Source organism: Pseudomonas sp. JV414 (assembly GCF_032424305.1).
Classification (GTDB): domain Bacteria; phylum Pseudomonadota; class Gammaproteobacteria; order Pseudomonadales; family Pseudomonadaceae; genus Aquipseudomonas; species Aquipseudomonas lini.
The window spans coordinates 1,142,281-1,159,397 of sequence record NZ_VYKC01000022.1; the positions used below are offsets into that span (position 1 = coordinate 1,142,281).

Below are 17,117 nucleotides of genomic sequence, written 5' to 3' on the forward strand. Positions count from 1 at the left end.
TCCCGGGCTGCATTCCCACGCAGAGCGTGGGAACGATCATTGGTGCTGCATTAGATTTCGAGGTTGCCCCAACCCGGCTTCAGCTCTTGCGGTGCCACCGCGTTCACTTTCTTGCCCGTGGCCAATTCCACCCGCCGCGCCACTTCGGGGTCATCGGCGAACGGAATCAGGCTGGCATCGTCCAGGCTTTCGGCGGTCTGGTGTTTCAGGCAGTACTCGACCGCCAACCAAAGCCCCAAAACACCCAATAGATTCAACCCCATCTCGATCATGTCCGGCTCCTTGCCTCAGGCAATCTGCGCTTCAAGTTCAGCCATTTGCACATTCGCCACACGCACCGTGCGCCAGGTGTTGTAGGCCATCAGCAACATGCCGCTGAGGAAGAACACTCCGCCTACAAAGCGCACCACAAACCCCGGGTGACTGGCTTGCAAGGCTTCGACGAAGGAGTAGGTCAGCGTGCCGTCGTCGTTGATCGCGCGCCACATCAAACCCTGGGTGATGCCGTTGACCCACATCGAGGCGATGTACAGCACGGTGCCGATGGTCGCCAGCCAGAAGTGCGCGTTGATCAGGCCGATGCTGTGCATCTGCGGGCGGCCGAAGACTTTCGGGACCATGTGGTAGATGGCACCAAACGTGATCATCGCCACCCAGCCCAAGGCCCCGGCGTGAACGTGGCCGATGGTCCAGTCGGTGTAGTGAGAGAGGGCGTTGACCGTTTTGATCGCCATCATCGGCCCTTCGAAGGTCGACATGCCGTAGAAGGCCAATGACAGCACCAGAAAGCGCAGGATCGGGTCGGTACGCAACTTATGCCAGGCGCCCGACAACGTCATCATGCCGTTGATCATCCCGCCCCAGCTCGGCGCCAACAGAATCAGCGACATTGCCATGCCCAGTGACTGCGCCCAGTCTGGCAGCGCGGTGTAGTGCAAGTGGTGCGGACCGGCCCAGATGTACAGGGTGATCAGCGCCCAGAAATGCACGATCGACAACCGATAGGAATACACCGGCCGCCCAACCTGTTTCGGCACGAAGTAATACATCATCCCGAGGAAGCCGGTGGTCAGGAAAAAACCTACCGCGTTGTGGCCATACCACCACTGCACCATAGCGTCGGTGGCCCCGGAATACACTGGATACGACTTGAACCAGTCCACCGGAATCGACAGGTGATTGACCACGTGCAGCATGGCGATCACCACGATGAACGCACCGAAAAACCAGTTGCCGACGTAGATGTGTTTGGTCTTGCGTTGCACCACGGTGGTGAAGAACACGATGGCGTAAGCGACCCAGACCACCGTCATCCACACCGCGCCGGAGAATTCGATCTCGGCGTATTCCTTGGTGGTGGTATAGCCCAGCGGCAGGGTGATCAGCATGACCACGATCACCGATTGCCAGCCCCAGAAGGTGAACGCGGCGAGCTTGTCGGAGTACAGCCGCACCTGGCAGGTGCGTTGCACCGCGTAGTAGCTGGCGGCGAATTGCGCGCTGCCGGCAAAGCCGAAAATCACCAGGCTGGTGTGCAGCGGACGCAGGCGGCCGAAGGTGGTCCACGGCAGGTCGAGGTTCATCTCGGGCCAGACCAGTTGCGAGGCGATCCATACCCCCATCGCCATCCCGACGACACCCCAGACGATGGTTGCCACGACGAATTGGCGAACGACCTTGTAGTTATAGGCTTGTCCGATTGTTGCTGTGCTCATGGTCAGTTCTTCCACGGTTGCAAAGACTTGCCAGGCCACCCGGTCTGGCATGCCATGAACTGTAGAAACCCTGCCGCAAACAAAACAGACTCAGAAAAACCGAGTTTATGCGGATCAGATGCAATGCGGGCCTGAGGCCATAGGCCGCGTTCTGATACGGTTTTTTAGTGTGCAGCTGAATCTGTAACGTGCTGCGCTGCCGGTGCATAGTCGCCACCTCAAGAACGAGCCGCAGAGCCTGATGCCGACCAGTTAAGGAATTGAACACCGCAATCCTTGTGGGAGCGGGCTTGCTCGCGAAGACGGAGTGTCAGTCACCGGTAATGTTGAATGTGACGGCCTCTTCGCGAGCAAGCCCGCTCCCACAGGTTTTGCACCTTACTGACTGGCATTAGCCACAGAGCCCGATAATCCTGATGAGGTGGCAGCTACATGTATCAGTACGACGACTATGACCGGGCCCTGGTGTTCGAGCGTGTTGCGCAGTTTCGTGATCAGGTCGAACGCTTCATGGCAGGCGATTTGAGCGAAGAAGAATTCCTGCCCTTGCGTCTGCAGAACGGCCTGTACATGCAAAAGCATGCCTACATGCTGCGCGTGGCGATTCCCTACGGCACGCTGAGTGCGAAGCAAATGCGCATTCTGGCGAGCATTGCGCGGGACTACGATCGTGGCTACGGCCACTTCACCACCCGGCAGAACATGCAGTTCAACTGGATCGAACTGGCTCAGGTACCGGACATCCTCGAACGCCTGGCCGAGGTGGAAATGCATGCGATCCAGACCTCCGGCAACTGCGTGCGCAACATCACCACCGAAGCCTTCGCCGGCGTCGCGGCGGACGAGTTGATGGACCCGCGCCCGCTGGCGGAGATCCTGCGTCAATGGTCGACCATCAACCCGGAATTCCTGTTCCTGCCGCGCAAGTTCAAAATCGCCATCTGCTCGGCGAAGCAGGACCGCGCGGCGATCATGATGCATGACATCGGCCTTTATCTTTATCGCGATGACAGCGGGCAAATGCTCTTGCGGGTGATCGTTGGCGGCGGCTTGGGACGCACGCCGATCCTCGGTTTGCAGATTCGCGAAGGTTTGCCGTGGCAGCATCTGCTGTCCTACGTCGAGGCGGTGCTGCGGGTCTATAACCGCCACGGGCGGCGCGATAACAAGTACAAGGCGCGGATCAAGATTCTGGTCAAAGCCTTGGGTATCGAAGCCTTCGCCAAAGAAGTGGAGGAGGAATGGCAGTACCTCAAGAACGGTCCGGCACAGTTGACCGACGTCGAATATGAGCGTGTCGCCAGTGCCTTCGTGCCCCCCGATTACCGTTCACTGGCCGGCACCGACCTGGACTTCGGCACACGCCTGGCCGAGAACCCGGCGTTCGCCCGTTGGGTGACGCGCAACGTTCAGCCGCATAAGGTGCCGGGTTACGCCAGCGTGGTGCTGTCGACCAAACCGGGCATCGCCGCGCCACCGGGGGATGTCACGGCCGAGCAAATGGAAGCGGTGGCCCAGTGGTCCGAGCAGTTTGGTTTCGGCGAGATCCGCATCGCCCATGAACAGAACATCGTCCTGCCGGATGTGCCCAAGGCCGACCTTTACCCACTGTGGTGCCTGGCCTGCGAGCAAGGCCTTGGATGCGCCAACATCGGCTTGCTGACCGACATCATCGCTTGCCCGGGCGGCGACTTTTGCGCGCTGGCCAACGCCAAATCAATCCCCATTGCACAAGCGATTCAGGCGCGCTTCGAGGATCTGGATTACCTGCATGACCTGGGCGACATCAGCCTGAATATCTCCGGTTGCATGAACGCCTGCGGCCACCACCACATCGGCAACATCGGCATTCTTGGCGTCGATAAGAACGGCAGCGAGTGGTACCAGATCACCCTCGGTGGCGCCCAGGGCAAGAACAGTGCATTGGGCAAGGTCATCGGCCCGTCCTTCAGCGCCGCCGAAGTGCCCGAGGTAATCGAGCGGATCATCGGTACGTTTGTCCGCTACCGGGAGAGCGAGGAGCTGTTCGTCGATACCTTGGCACGCATCGGTCTGGAGCCGTTCAAGGAGCGGGTGTACCCGAAAATGCTGGAGGTGTCGGCATGAACAATCTGCTGCGTTTGCAAGACGGCGGCGCCGAGTGGGTGCGCGATGACCCGTGGCAGTTGATTCGTGAAGCAACGAATGAGTTGCCGGCCGGGCCGCTGATATTGCCGCTACCCCAGTGGCTGGCCCTGAATGCCGACAGGACATCAGCGCTCGAAGGCGTCTGGCTGGGTCCCAATGACGAAGTGACAAACCTGACTCCGTGGTTTCCCGACCTGCCGCTGATTGCCCTGGACTTCCCGAGTTTTCGCGACGGACGCGCCTACAGCCAAGCCTATCTGCTGCGTACGCGTTTCGGTTGGCAAGGCGAATTACGCGCGATTGGCGATGTACTGCGCGATCAACTCAGCCACATGCGCCAATGCGGTTTCGACAGCTTTGCCGTGCGCGAAGACAAATCCGCCGAAGATGCGCTGAAGGGATTGGCCGGGATGAGCGTGCTTTATGGGCGCTCGGTGATTGAGCCGCGGCCGTTGTTCAGACGGCGCTGAATTTTGAGCGACGAAAATCCTGTGGGAGCGTGGCTTGCCCGCGAAGAATACACCGCGGTTTTTCAGGTATTACGCGTCATCGTTCTTCGCGGGCAAGCCTCGCTCCCACAGGGATCTCTCTTGCCTGGGTATTTTTGCTTGGGCCAATGATGGCATTTTGGTAGAGTCCGCGCCTCATAAGGAGTCAGCAAAAGAAAGGAGTCTGGTTTGAGCGTGGGCAAGAAGATTTTAGGGCTGATGGCGCTGTTACTGATGGCGGCCCTGTGGGGCAGTTACTTTTATGTGTTCAAAGAGAACCGTAACGGCCAACTCGGGGAGACGTTCAGCAGCTACGCCTGGTGTGGCACGCCGCCGGCCAGCGATGCCACCGGCTCGGGCAAGGACCGACTGTCGCTGCACATCACCAACAACGTTCATGGCGAGTTCATGCTCTCGGGCGCGGTGATCGTCTCCGAGCGAACCTTTGATCGTTATGACCTGGGCCGCAACGAACTGCGGCTGCGCATGGAGCCCATGCAGTGGTCCTACGGCATTGCGCCGATTCTCATGGAACAGGTCAAGATCAAACCCCTGAGCCGCAACCTGTCTTCGACCAACAAAAGTGCCTACGCGGAACTTGAGTCCAGACCCATCGGCGTCCAGGGGCGGTCGACGGACTTTCCGTTCGACACCTATCGTTACGGCTACAAACCGGTGCTGTACTACCTCAAGGGCAACGAACGCATCGACCTGAAGTTCAGGAACATCACCACGAGCATGGAGATGTCCAACACCTTTACGCCGATCCAGAAGTACAACCGCGTCGAGTACATCAACGAGAAGAATTCGTTGATTCGCGAGGAAGACTACAAGCCCTACAGCGCCAACGAATGCGCATTCAGCGTCGAGCGCAAGGGCTCGTTCAAGGTGATTGTGCTGCTGTTGTTGCTGGTGATGTGCCTGCCGCTGCTGCATGTGTTTTATCGCGACGAGCCGGGCATCGATTTTCTCGCGACGTTGGTGAGTATCGGTGCGATCCGGGTGTTTCTGGTGGGGCCATTGAACGACTTCCAGCTGTACACCATCGACTTCCTGTTTGCCGCGGTGATTATCCTGGTGGGCACGGTGTCGCTGATCAAGGCGATGCGGGCCAATAGTCGGCGGGAGTTGGCCGCGAAAAGCGGGTCTTCTTGGTGATTCTGTAGAGCGAGGCTTGTCCGCGAAGGGGCCTTTGAATATTGCCGCGATCACTTCAACGGCTACGGCAATAGATGAATATTGTATGTTTTGATAACAAAACGCCGAGCATTGGCTATACCTGTAATTCCCCTACGCAATATTGTTGCCCGGCCTTCTGACAGGAGTTACAAGCATGAAGCTTGCGTTAATGATGAGCACACTGTGCATCGCCTCTATCGGGGTGGTGGGTTGCTCCAGCAAAGTCGTTGAGCCCGACCAGTATTCCGGCTTTCTCAAGGACTACAGTCAGCTCAAGGAAGCCAAGTCGCCATCAGGCGCCGTGGTGATGCGCTGGATGGACCCCAAGCTCGATGTCAATAAATTCACCAGTGTCTACATCGAGCCGACTCAGCTTTATCCCAAACCACAACCGACGGTGAAAATCCCTCAGACCACACTGAACGGCATCACCAGTTACTACGATCAGGCGCTCAAACGCGAAGTGGGTAAATCCCTGCCATTGGCCTCCGGCCCTGGCCCTGGCGTTATGGTGGTGCGTGCGGCGATCACTGCCGTCAGTAGCAAGACCGAAGGCCTCAAGCCTTATGAAGTCATCCCGATTGCCCTGGTGGCGGCGGCAGTCAGCACTGCGACCGGCATTCGCGACCAGGAAACCGATCTGGCCACCGAAGCGGTGTTTCTCGATGGCGGCAACAACAAAGTCATCGCCCAAGTCGTGCGCAAGGGCACCGGCAAACCGCTGGAAAACGTAGATCAGGTGATGAAGCCCAATGATGTGAAAAACGTGATCGATGGCTGGGCGTCGGATCTGCATCAGTCGTATCTGAAGCTCAAGTCCAAGTAATGCGGCGGGGCTGAGGGCCTCTTCGCGAGCAAGCCCGCTCCCACATTCGATCTCCAGTGTTCACGAATAGTGTGTTCACAGCAGATCAAATGTGGGAGCGGGCTTGCTCGCGAAAGCGGTCGTTCAGGCGTAGGAGGTGTATCAGGTGTGCTTCAGAGCTTCTTCGCCTGCGCACGCACTCGTTCTTCCTGCTCGCGCAACTGCGGTGTGAACTCGGCACCAAAGTCTTCGGCCTCGTACACCTGGCGAATCTCGATCTCGGCCTCTGTACCCGGCATCGGGTTGGGGCAGCGCTTGACCCACTCGATCGCTTCCTCTTTCGACTTCACCTGCCACAGCCAATAGCCGGCGATCAGCTCCTTGGTTGCGGCGAACGGGCCGTCGATCACCGTGCGCTGGTCACCCGAAAAACGTACGCGGGCGCCTTTGCTGCTGGGCTGCAGGCCGTCGCAATCGATAAGAATGCCGGCCTTGGCCAGTTCCTCGTTGAAATTGCCCATCGCGGTCATCAGTTCTTCGCTGGGCATCACACCGGCCTCGGAATCCGGGCTGGCTTTCACAATGATCATGAATCGCATGGTCTTGTCTCCGCTGGATTTGAGTGACTCGCTGTCTAGTCGAATAGCGACGGGCCAAATCGACAACGCGGCCAATGGAAAATCGCCTCGCTCCCACAAGCTTATGCAGTGTTAGTAAGTTTTATTGAAACGTGTATCCAGTTTTGTGCGACGACATATCACAATTTGTATCTGGGCATAGGTCGTCAGGCGATTTCGTGGTTAACTTCGGCCTCGTCAAAATTCTCCACATCAACGTTCAGAAGGACTCCGTTCATGGCTCAAGTCACTCTTAAAGGCAACCCGGTTCAAGTCAACGGCCAACTGCCACAAGCCGGTTCTCAGGCGCCAGCCTTTTCCCTGGTTGCCGGCAATCTGTCCGACGTGACCCTGGCGAGCTTCGCCGGCAAGCGCAAAGTGCTGAACATCTTCCCAAGTGTGGACACTCCGACCTGCGCTACCTCCGTGCGCAAGTTCAACGCCCAGGCCAATGACATCGCCAACACCGTCGTGCTGTGCATCTCCGCTGACCTGCCGTTCGCCCAGGCTCGTTTCTGCGGCGCCGAAGGTCTGGAAAACGTCCAGAACCTGTCGACCCTGCGCGGTGCCGAGTTCATCGAGAACTACGGCGTAGCGATTGCCGATGGCCCACTCAAAGGCCTGACCGCTCGTGCCGTCGTGGTGCTGGACGAAAACGACAAGGTCCTGCACAGCGAACTGGTCAAGGAAATCGCTGAAGAACCGAACTACGACGCAGCACTCGCCGTTCTGAAGTAAGCGAAGTTTACAATTGTTAACGGCCTGGCCCTGTCCAGGCCGTTTTCATTTGTGCTTCAGTGTTTTAGCCAACGTAAGCCAAAGGTAAATTGCCGGTAAAGGCGCTTTGCTTAATACCCATCAGTGCTTATCGTTCAGCCTCCCGTAGAAAAAGCTCACGCGCCCAATGGTTGATCATTCCATGCAATCCTCCGCTTCCCGCAATCCTCGTCGCTGGCTGTTCGGCCTGCTTGTCCTGTTGGTCATCGCCGGCCTGTGCTGGAAATTCTGGCCCGCCGGCAGCAGCCCGAAAGAGGGCGCGGGGCAGAAAGCCGTTGCCGGGCATACAGGCCGGTCAGGGGGGATGCGTCCGGGATTCGGCGGGGCGAGCGGGCCGGTGCCGGTGCGCGTGGCGCCGGCGGTCAAAGGCGATTTCCCGCTGTATTACAAGGCGCTGGGCACCGTGACCGCGCTGAACACCATCAATGTGCGCAGCCGCGTTGGCGGTGAGTTGATCAAGATTTCGTTCGAAGAAGGGCAGATGGTCAAGGCGGGCGACCTGCTGGCCGAGATCGATCCACGTCCTTACCAGAACGCCTTGCTCCAGGCCGAAGGCACCTTGCTGCAGAATCAGGCACAACTGAAGAATGCCCAAGTCGATGTTGATCGTTATCGCGGCCTGTACCGCGAAGACAGTATCGCCAAGCAAACCCTGGACACCGCCGAAGCATTGGTCGGCCAGTACCTGGGCACGGTCAAGACCAATCAGGCGGCGGTCAATGACGCCAAGCTCAACCTGGAATTCACCAAAATTCGCGCGCCGATCGCCGGGCGTGTGGGCTTGCGTCAGCTGGACGTCGGTAACCTTGTGGCGGCCAACGACACCACGGCGCTGGTGATCATCACCCAGACTCAACCGATCAGCGTGGCGTTCACCTTGCCGGAAAACAGCCTGGAGACCGTGCTGGCTCGCTATCGCACCGGCGCCAAGCTGCCCGCCGAAGCCTGGGATCGTGGCGACACCAAACTGCAGGCCACTGGCGTGTTGCAGAGCCTGGACAACCAGATCGACGTCACCACCGGCACCCTGAAATTCAAGGCCCGTTACGAGAATCGCGATCAAGCGCTGTTCCCTAATCAATTCGTCAACGTCCACCTGCTGGCCGACACCCTCAAAGACGTGGTGCTTGCACCCTCGGCGGCGATCCAGTTCGGCACCAACGGCACGTTCGTCTATGCCATGGACGGCGACAAGAAGGTCACTATCCGCCAGTTGAAAGTCGGCGCCAGTGACGGTGACAACACGGTGGTCACCGAAGGCCTGGCCGCTGGTGATCGGGTGGTCCTTGAAGGCACCGACCGCCTGAAAGAAGGCAGCGAAGTGGAAGTCGTCAACGACAGCAAGGATGTGCCGACCACCCCGACCGAACACCTGCAAGGCAAGTCGGCCGCCACTGCACCTGACGCGACGGCCACCGACAAGGTGAAAAAGGGCGGCGCATGAACATCTCGCGGCTGTTCATCCTTCGCCCGGTCGCCACGACCCTGAGCATGCTGGCGATTATTCTGGCCGGCGTGATCGCCTATCGGCTGCTGCCGGTGTCGGCATTGCCCCAGGTCGACTACCCGACCATTCGCGTCATGACGCTCTATCCCGGCGCCAGCCCGGATGTCATGACCAGCGCCGTGACTGCGCCACTGGAGCGTCAGTTCGGGCAGATGCCCGGCCTGACCCAGATGGCGTCCACCAGTTCTGGCGGCGCTTCGGTGCTGACCCTGCGGTTCAGCCTCGACATCAACATGGACGTCGCTGAGCAGCAGGTGCAGGCCGCGATCAACGCCGCGACCAATTTGCTGCCCAAAGACCTGCCGGCACCGCCGGTGTACAACAAGGTCAACCCGGCGGACACCCCGGTGCTGACCCTGGCCATCACCTCCAAGACCATGCTGTTGCCCAAGCTCAATGATTTGGTCGACACGCGCATGGCGCAAAAAATCGCCCAGATCAGCGGCGTCGGCATGGTCAGCATTGCCGGCGGCCAGCGTCAGGCCGTGCGGATCAAGGTCAACCCCGAGGCCCTGGCGGCCAATGGCCTGAACCTGTCGGACGTGCGCACCCTGATCGGCGCCTCCAACGTCAACCAGCCCAAGGGCAACTTCGACGGCCCGACCCGGGTGTCGATGCTCGACGCCAACGACCAACTGACGTCACCCAAGGACTACGCCAACCTGATCCTCGCCTACAGCAACGGCGCGCCGTTGCGGCTCAAGGACGTGGCAGAGATCGTCGACGGTGCCGAAAACGAACGTCTGGCGGCGTGGGCCAATGAAAACCAGGCGGTGCTGCTGAACATCCAGCGTCAGCCCGGCGCCAACGTCATCGAAGTGGTCGACCGGATCAAGGCCTTGCTGCCGAGTATCACCGACAACCTGCCGGCCGGTCTCGACGTCACGGTGCTCACCGACCGCACCCAGACCATTCGTGCCTCGGTCACCGACGTGCAACACGAACTGCTGATCGCCATCGCGCTGGTGGTGATGGTCACGTTCCTGTTCCTGCGGCGGGCCAGCGCCACGATCATTCCGTCGGTGGCCGTGCCGCTGTCGTTGATCGGCACATTCGGCGTGATGTACCTCGCGGGGTTCTCGGTCAATAACCTGACCCTGATGGCGCTGACCATCGCCACCGGTTTTGTGGTGGACGATGCGATCGTCATGCTGGAGAACATTTCCCGATATATCGAAGAGGGTGACAGCCCGCTGCAAGCCGCGCTCAAGGGCGCCAAGCAGATTGGCTTCACCCTGATTTCCCTGACGCTGTCGCTGATTGCGGTACTGATTCCGCTGCTGTTCATGGCCGACGTGGTGGGGCGCTTGTTCCGCGAGTTTGCGATCACTCTGGCGGTGGCGATCCTGATTTCCCTTGTCGTCTCCCTGACCCTGACGCCAATGATGTGCGCGCGGCTGCTCAAGCGTGAACCCAAGGAAGCAGAACAGGGCCGGTTTTACCGCTCCAGTGGCGCCGCAATTGATTGGATGATCGCGGCTTACGGGCGCAAGTTAAAGTGGGTTCTCAAGCACCAACCGCTGACCCTGCTGGTAGCCATCGGCACGCTGGCATTGACCGTGTTCCTGTACATGGTGGTGCCCAAGGGTTTCTTTCCGGTGCAGGACACCGGGGTGATCCAGGGTATTTCCGAGGCGCCACAGTCGATTTCCTTCGCGGCGATGCGCGAGCGGCAGCAGGAACTGGCCAAGGTGATCCTCGCCGATCCGGCGGTCGAAAGCCTGTCGTCCTACATCGGGGTCGATGGCGACAACTCGACGCTGAACAGCGGCCGGCTGCTAATCAACCTCAAATCCCATAGCAATCGCGACCTGAGTGCCACCGAAGTGATTGCGCGTCTGCAACCGGAGCTGGACAAGCTGATCGGCATTCGCCTGTTCATGCAGCCGGTGCAGGACCTGACCATCGAAGATCGGGTCAGCCGCACGCAGTACCAGTTCAGCATGTCGTCGCCGGATGCCGAGCTGCTCAGCCTGTGGAGCGGGCGTCTGGTAGAAGCGCTGGCGCAACGGCCGGAGCTGACCGACGTCGCCAGCGATTTGCAGGACAAGGGCTTGCAGGTTTATCTGGTGATCGACCGCGATGCAGCGTCGCGGGTCGGCGTATCGGTGTCGAACATCACCGACGCGCTGTACGACGCCTTCGGTCAGCGGCAGATTTCCACCATTTACACCCAGGCCAGCCAATACCGCGTGGTACTGCAGTCGCAGTCCGGCGAGAAGATCGGCCCGGATGCGCTGAACCAGATTCACGTCAAGACCACCGATGGCGGTCAGGTGCGCCTGTCCAGCCTGGCGCATGTCGAGGAGCGTCAGGCGCAACTGGCGATCACTCACATCGGCCAGTTCCCGGCGGTGATGATGTCCTTCAACCTGGCACCCGGCGTGGCGCTGGGGCATGCGGTGGAGATCATCGATCAGGTGCAGAAAGACATCGGCATGCCAATCGGCGTGCAGACCCAGTTCCAGGGCGCGGCCGAAGCGTTCCAGGCGTCGCTGTCGAGCACCTTGCTGCTGATTCTGGCGGCGGTGGTGACCATGTACATCGTGCTCGGCGTGCTCTACGAGAGCTACATTCACCCGATCACCATTCTTTCGACCTTGCCCTCGGCGGCAGTCGGCGCCTTGCTGGCGTTGCTGCTGAGCGGCAATGACCTGGGGATGATCGCGATCATCGGCATCATCCTGCTGATCGGTATCGTGAAAAAGAACGCGATCATGATGATCGACTTCGCCCTCGAGGCGGAACGCAACCAAGGCATGGACCCGCAAACCGCGATCTATCAGGCAGCGCTGTTGCGCTTCCGGCCGATTCTGATGACCACCTTGGCCGCGTTGTTCGGCGCGGTGCCGTTGATGCTGGCCACCGGTTCCGGCGCGGAATTGCGCCAGCCTTTGGGTCTGGTGATGGTCGGTGGCTTGTTGGTGAGTCAGGTGCTGACGCTGTTTACCACCCCCGTCATTTACTTGTACTTCGACCGCCTCGGGCGGCGCTGGGGCCGTAAGTCCGAGTCCGTGGAACCGGTAGAGCAGCCATGAACCTGTCCGGACCTTTCATCAAGCGCCCGGTCGCGACGATGTTGCTGAGCCTGGCGATCATGCTGCTGGGCGGCGTGAGCTTCGGCCTGTTGCCGGTCTCGCCACTGCCGCAAATGGACTTCCCGGTGATCGTGGTCCAGGCCAGTTTGCCCGGTGCAAGCCCGGAGGTCATGGCCTCGACCGTGGCCACGCCGCTTGAACGTTCCTTCGGCGCCATCGCCGGGGTCAACACCATGAGCAGCCGTTCCAGCCAAGGCTCGACACGGGTGATTCTGCAGTTCGACCTGGACCGCGACATCAACGGCGCGGCGCGGGAAGTGCAGGCGGCGATCAATGCCTCGCGCAATTTGCTGCCGAGCGGCATGCGCAGTATGCCCACCTACAAGAAGGTCAATCCGTCTCAAGCACCAATCATGGTGTTGTCGCTGACCTCGGATGTGCTGGAAAAAGGCCAGCTCTATGACTTGGCCTCGACCATTTTGTCCCAGAGCCTGTCGCAGGTGCAGGGCGTCGGTGAAGTGCAGATCGGTGGCAGTTCGTTGCCGGCGGTGCGCATCGAACTCGAACCCCAGGCGCTCAACCAGTACGGCGTGGCGCTGGACGACGTGCGCAACACCATCGCCAACGCCAACGTGCGCCGACCCAAGGGCTCGGTCGAAGATGGCCAGCGGCTGTGGCAGGTGCAGGCCAACGATCAACTGGAAAAAGCCAAGGATTACGAGTCGCTGATCATTCACTACGCGGACGGCGCGGCCCTGCGCCTGAAGGATGTGGCCAAGGTCAGTGACGGCGTCGAGGACCGCTACAACAGCGGCTTCTTCAACGATGACGCGGCGGTATTGCTGGTGATCAACCGCCAGGCCGGCGCCAACATCATCGAGACGGTCAACGAAATCAAGGCGCAGTTGCCGGCGCTGCAGGCCGTGCTGCCGGCCAGCGTCAAGCTGAACCTGGCGATGGACCGTTCGCCGGTGATCAAGGCCACCCTGCACGAAGCGGAAATGACCCTGCTGATTGCCGTGGTGCTGGTGATTCTGGTGGTGTTCCTGTTCCTCGGTAATTTCCGTGCCTCGCTGATTCCGACCCTGGCGGTGCCGGTGTCGCTGGTGGGCACGTTTGCGGTGATGTACCTCTACGGGTTCTCCTTGAACAACCTGTCGCTGATGGCGCTGATCCTGGCCACCGGGCTGGTGGTGGACGACGCCATCGTGGTGCTGGAGAACATTTCCCGGCACATCGACAAGGGCGTGCCGCCGATGAAGGCTGCGTACCTCGGGGCTCAGGAAGTCGGCTTCACACTGCTGTCGATGAACGTTTCGCTGGTGGCGGTGTTCCTGTCGATCCTGTTCATGGGCGGGATCATCGAAAGCCTGTTCCGCGAGTTTTCCATCACCCTCGCGGCTGCGATCGTGGTGTCGCTGCTGGTGTCGCTGACCCTGACGCCGATGCTCTGCGCGCGCTGGCTCAAGCCGCATACGCCGGGGCAGGAAAACCGTTTGCAACGCTGGAGCCAGCGGACCAACGAGTGGATGGTCGGCAAATACGCCACCAGCCTGGACTGGGTGCTGCGTCACCGCCGGTTGACCTTGCTCAGCCTGATCGTGACGATTGGCGTGAATATCGCGCTGTATGTCGTTGTTCCTAAAACATTTCTACCCCAGCAGGACACCGGCCAGTTGATCGGTTTCGTGCGCGGCGACGACAGCCTGTCGTTCAGCGTGATGCAGCCGAAGATGGAAATCTTCCGCCGCGCCGTGCTCAAGGACGAGGCGGTGCAAAGCGTCGCCGGGTTCATCGGTGGCAGCAACGGCACCAACAACGCCTTCATGCTGGTGCGGCTGAAGCCGATCAATGAACGCAACCTGTCCGCGCAGAAAGTCATCGAGCGCCTGCGCAAGGAAATGCCCAAGGTTCCCGGTGCGCAGTTGATGCTGATGGCCGATCAGGACCTGCAATTTGGCGGCGGTCGCGAGCAGACCTCCTCGCAATATTCCTACATCCTGCAAAGCGGCGATCTCGGCGCGTTGCGTGAGTGGTATCCGAAAGTCGTCACCGCCCTCAAGGCGCTGCCGGAGCTGACGGCGATTGACGCGCGCGAAGGCCGGGGCGCCCCGCAAGTGACCCTGATCGTCGATCGCGATCAGGCCAAGCGTCTGGGCGTGGACATGGACATGGTCACCGCGGTGTTGAACAACGCCTACAGCCAGCGGCAGATTTCGACGATCTACGACAGCCTCAACCAGTATCAGGTGGTGATGGAGGTCAACCCGAAATACGCCCAGGACCCGATCACGCTCAAGCAGGTGCAGGTGATCACTGCCGACGGCGCGCGGATTCCGCTGTCGACCATCGCTCACTATGAAAACAGCCTGGAAGACGACCGGGTCAGCCACGAAGGCCAGTTCGCTTCGGAAAGCATCGCCTTCGACATGGCCGAAGGCGTGACGGTGGAGCAGGGCTCGGCGGCCATCGAGCGGGCGATTGCCAAGGTCGGCTTGCCGGAAGACGTGATTGCGAAAATGGCCGGTACCGCCGATGCGTTCGCCGCCACCCAGAAGAGCCAGCCGTGGATGATTCTCGGCGCGCTGGTGGCGGTGTATCTGGTGTTGGGTGTGCTGTATGAAAGCTACATCCACCCGCTGACCATTCTCTCGACCTTGCCATCGGCCGGGGTCGGAGCGTTGCTGTCGATCTACGTGCTGGGCGGCGAGTTCAGCCTGATCTCCTTGCTTGGGCTGTTCCTGCTGATCGGCGTGGTGAAGAAAAACGCGATTCTGATGATCGACCTGGCGCTGCAACTGGAACGGCACCAGGGCCTGGAGCCGCTGGAATCAATCCGTAGCGCCTGCCTGCAACGGCTGCGGCCGATTCTGATGACCACCCTGGCGGCGATCCTCGGCGCCTTGCCGTTGTTGCTGAGTCGTGCCGAAGGGGCGGAAATGCGTCAGCCGCTGGGCCTGACCATCATCGGCGGGCTGGTCTTCAGCCAGGTGCTGACCCTTTACACCACCCCGGTGGTTTACCTCTATCTCGACAAACTGCGCCATCGCTTCAACCACTGGCGTGGGGTGCGTACCGATGCTGCTCTGGAAACTCCGCTATGACTGACCGTTCGCTTATCAATCTGGTTGCACCGCTGATCACGGCGCTGTTCAAGGCGCAGCGCTCGCGTTTGCTGAGCCTGTCGCTGTGCGTGGCGATGCTCAGTGCCTGCGCCATCGGTCCGGATTACCAGCGCCCGCAAGCTGCCGCGCCAGCACAGTACAAGGAAGCGGCTGGCTGGCGTCAGGCCAATCCCAGCGATTCTTTGGCGCGCGGTGCCTGGTGGGAGCTGTATGGCGATCAGCAGCTCAACGGCCTGATCGAAAAACTCAACAGCGCCAACCAGACCGTCGCCCAGTCCGAAGCCCAGTACCGCCAGGCTCAGGCCTTGGTGCGCAGCGCCCGGGGTGCGTTTTTCCCGACGGTGGACCTGACCGTCGGGAAAACCCGCTCCAGCCAGGGCACTGGTAGCAGCAGCTCGAGCCTGAGCAGCTCCTCCAGTGGTATTCGCGACACTTACACGGCGCAGGCCGGGGTCAGTTGGGAAGCGGACGTCTGGGGCAAATTGCGCCGAGGCCTGGAAGCGGACACGGCCAACGCCGAGGCGAGTTTTGCCGACCTGGCGGCGATGCGCCTGAGCCAGCAATCGGAGCTGGTGCAGAACTATCTGCAATTGCGGGTGATCGACGAACAGAAACGTCTTTTGGAGGCGACAGTCGAGGCCTATCAGCGCTCGCTGAAAATGACCGAAAACCAGTACCGCGCCGGTGTCTCCGGCAAGGACGCGGTGGCCCAGGCCACCACTCAGCTCAAAAGTACTCAGGCGGAGATGGTCGACCTGATCTGGCAGCGCGCGCAGTTCGAGAATGCCATCGCGGTACTGATTGGTCTGCCGCCAGCCGAGTTCAGCCTGGCTGAAACCAAAGACATCCCGGCATTGCCGCAGGTGCCGCTGAGCCTGCCTTCGCAATTGCTGGAGCGCCGCCCGGACATCGCCTCCGCCGAGCGCTCGGTGATGGCCGCCAACGCCAACATCGGCGTGGCCAAAGCTGCCTACTACCCGGACCTGACCCTGAGCCTGAACGGCGGTTATAGCAGCAGCACCTCTAACAACTGGATCAGTGTGCCGAACCGCTTCTGGTCGGTCGGCCCGCAACTGGCCATGACCCTGTTCGACGGTGGGCAGCGCTCGGCGGAAGTCGATCGCAGCGAAGCGGCCTATGACGAGACCGTCGCCAAGTACCGCCAGACTGTGCTCGACGGCTTCCGTGAAGTGGAAAACTATCTGGTGCAGCTCAAGGTGCTGGAAGACGAGGCCAAGGTTCGTCAGGAAGCACTGGATGCGGCGCGCGAATCCCTGCGGTTGACCCAGAATCAGTACAAGGCCGGGGTGATTGCTTATCTGGATGTGGTGGTGGTTCAGGCCACGGCGTTGAGCAACGAGCGCAACGTGCTGAGTTTGCTGCAGAGCCGCTTGATCGCCAGCGTGCAATTGATCGCCGCACTGGGCGGCGGGTGGGATGGGCAGCTTCAGGTGAGCGAAAAGGAATAGCGTAACCCCTGTGGTGAGGGAGTTTGCTGTGGTGAGAGCTGTTGTGGCGAGGGGGCTTGCCCCCGTTCGGCTGCGAAGCAGTCGTAAGTCCAGGCAACTCGGTATATCTGAAAAATGTAGGGGGCCGCTTCGCGACCCAACGGGGGCAAGCCCCCTCGCCACATCGCCTTGATGGCCTATTGATGACTTTGTGAGTGCGTTCGTCCGCGGAATCAGTACAATCGCCGACTTTGCTCCCCGTGAACGAACGCAGCACGGCGGGGGCGCTCG

General features: G+C 60.4%; 12 protein-coding genes. 9 read left to right on the forward strand and 3 right to left on the reverse strand.

Going from position 1 to position 17,117, the window contains the following annotated elements; genetic code table 11:
* Window positions 1-50 precede the first annotated feature (50 nt).
* A complete protein-coding gene (locus tag F6R97_RS29210) occupies window positions 51-272 on the reverse strand; it encodes a cbb3-type cytochrome c oxidase subunit 3 (protein WP_315867544.1) in 222 nt (73 codons plus the stop codon).
* 15 nt (window positions 273-287) lie between these two features.
* Window positions 288-1,715, reverse strand: a complete 1,428-nt coding sequence (ccoN, locus tag F6R97_RS29215; RefSeq protein ID WP_315867545.1) for a cytochrome-c oxidase, cbb3-type subunit I — start codon at window positions 1,713-1,715, stop codon at window positions 288-290.
* Between the two features lie 432 nt (window positions 1,716-2,147).
* Here ccoN and F6R97_RS29220 point away from each other — a divergent pair, with 432 nt between their 5' ends.
* The 4 genes from F6R97_RS29220 (at window position 2,148) to F6R97_RS29235 (ending at window position 6,335) form a co-directional block, all read left to right on the forward strand.
* Complete coding sequence (locus F6R97_RS29220; protein ID WP_315867546.1) at window positions 2,148-3,821, forward strand: nitrite/sulfite reductase; 1,674 nt, start codon at window positions 2,148-2,150, stop codon at window positions 3,819-3,821.
* Entirely contained in the window at window positions 3,818-4,312 is a 495-nt protein-coding gene (locus F6R97_RS29225; RefSeq protein ID WP_315867547.1) for a DUF934 domain-containing protein, read from the forward strand. The genes F6R97_RS29220 and F6R97_RS29225 overlap by 4 nt, the downstream gene beginning before the upstream one ends.
* Before the next feature lie 207 nt (window positions 4,313-4,519).
* The gene (locus F6R97_RS29230; RefSeq protein ID WP_038983544.1) at window positions 4,520-5,488 is read left to right on the forward strand and encodes a hypothetical protein; all 969 of its coding nucleotides are present in this window, start codon (window positions 4,520-4,522) and stop codon (window positions 5,486-5,488) included.
* 175 nt (window positions 5,489-5,663) lie between these two features.
* Window positions 5,664-6,335, forward strand: a complete 672-nt coding sequence (locus tag F6R97_RS29235; protein ID WP_038983542.1) for a DUF3313 domain-containing protein — start codon at window positions 5,664-5,666, stop codon at window positions 6,333-6,335.
* Between the two features lie 152 nt (window positions 6,336-6,487).
* Here the strand turns inward: F6R97_RS29235 and F6R97_RS29240 are convergent, their stop codons facing one another.
* Window positions 6,488-6,913 carry a YciI family protein gene (locus F6R97_RS29240; protein ID WP_038983541.1) on the reverse strand — a complete coding sequence of 142 codons (426 nt, stop codon included), beginning with the start codon at window positions 6,911-6,913 and terminating at the stop codon, window positions 6,488-6,490.
* A gap of 255 nt (window positions 6,914-7,168) precedes the next feature.
* Here F6R97_RS29240 and tpx point away from each other — a divergent pair, with 255 nt between their 5' ends.
* From tpx to F6R97_RS29265, 5 genes are all read left to right on the forward strand, one after another.
* Window positions 7,169-7,669 carry a thiol peroxidase gene (gene tpx / locus F6R97_RS29245; protein WP_038983540.1) on the forward strand — a complete coding sequence of 167 codons (501 nt, stop codon included), beginning with the start codon at window positions 7,169-7,171 and terminating at the stop codon, window positions 7,667-7,669.
* 166 nt (window positions 7,670-7,835) lie between these two features.
* The gene (locus tag F6R97_RS29250) at window positions 7,836-9,152 is read left to right on the forward strand and encodes an MdtA/MuxA family multidrug efflux RND transporter periplasmic adaptor subunit (RefSeq protein ID WP_315867548.1); all 1,317 of its coding nucleotides are present in this window, start codon (window positions 7,836-7,838) and stop codon (window positions 9,150-9,152) included.
* On the forward strand, window positions 9,149-12,253 hold the full coding sequence (locus tag F6R97_RS29255; RefSeq protein WP_315867549.1) for an MdtB/MuxB family multidrug efflux RND transporter permease subunit: 3,105 nt from the start codon (window positions 9,149-9,151) through the stop codon (window positions 12,251-12,253). Before F6R97_RS29250 ends, F6R97_RS29255 begins: the two co-directional genes overlap by 4 nt.
* A complete protein-coding gene (locus F6R97_RS29260; RefSeq protein ID WP_315867550.1) occupies window positions 12,250-15,357 on the forward strand; it encodes an efflux RND transporter permease subunit in 3,108 nt (1,035 codons plus the stop codon). The genes F6R97_RS29255 and F6R97_RS29260 overlap by 4 nt, the downstream gene beginning before the upstream one ends.
* The gene (locus F6R97_RS29265; RefSeq protein WP_048397650.1) at window positions 15,354-16,847 is read left to right on the forward strand and encodes an efflux transporter outer membrane subunit; all 1,494 of its coding nucleotides are present in this window, start codon (window positions 15,354-15,356) and stop codon (window positions 16,845-16,847) included. The genes F6R97_RS29260 and F6R97_RS29265 overlap by 4 nt, the downstream gene beginning before the upstream one ends.
* Window positions 16,848-17,117: the final 270 nt, after the last annotated feature.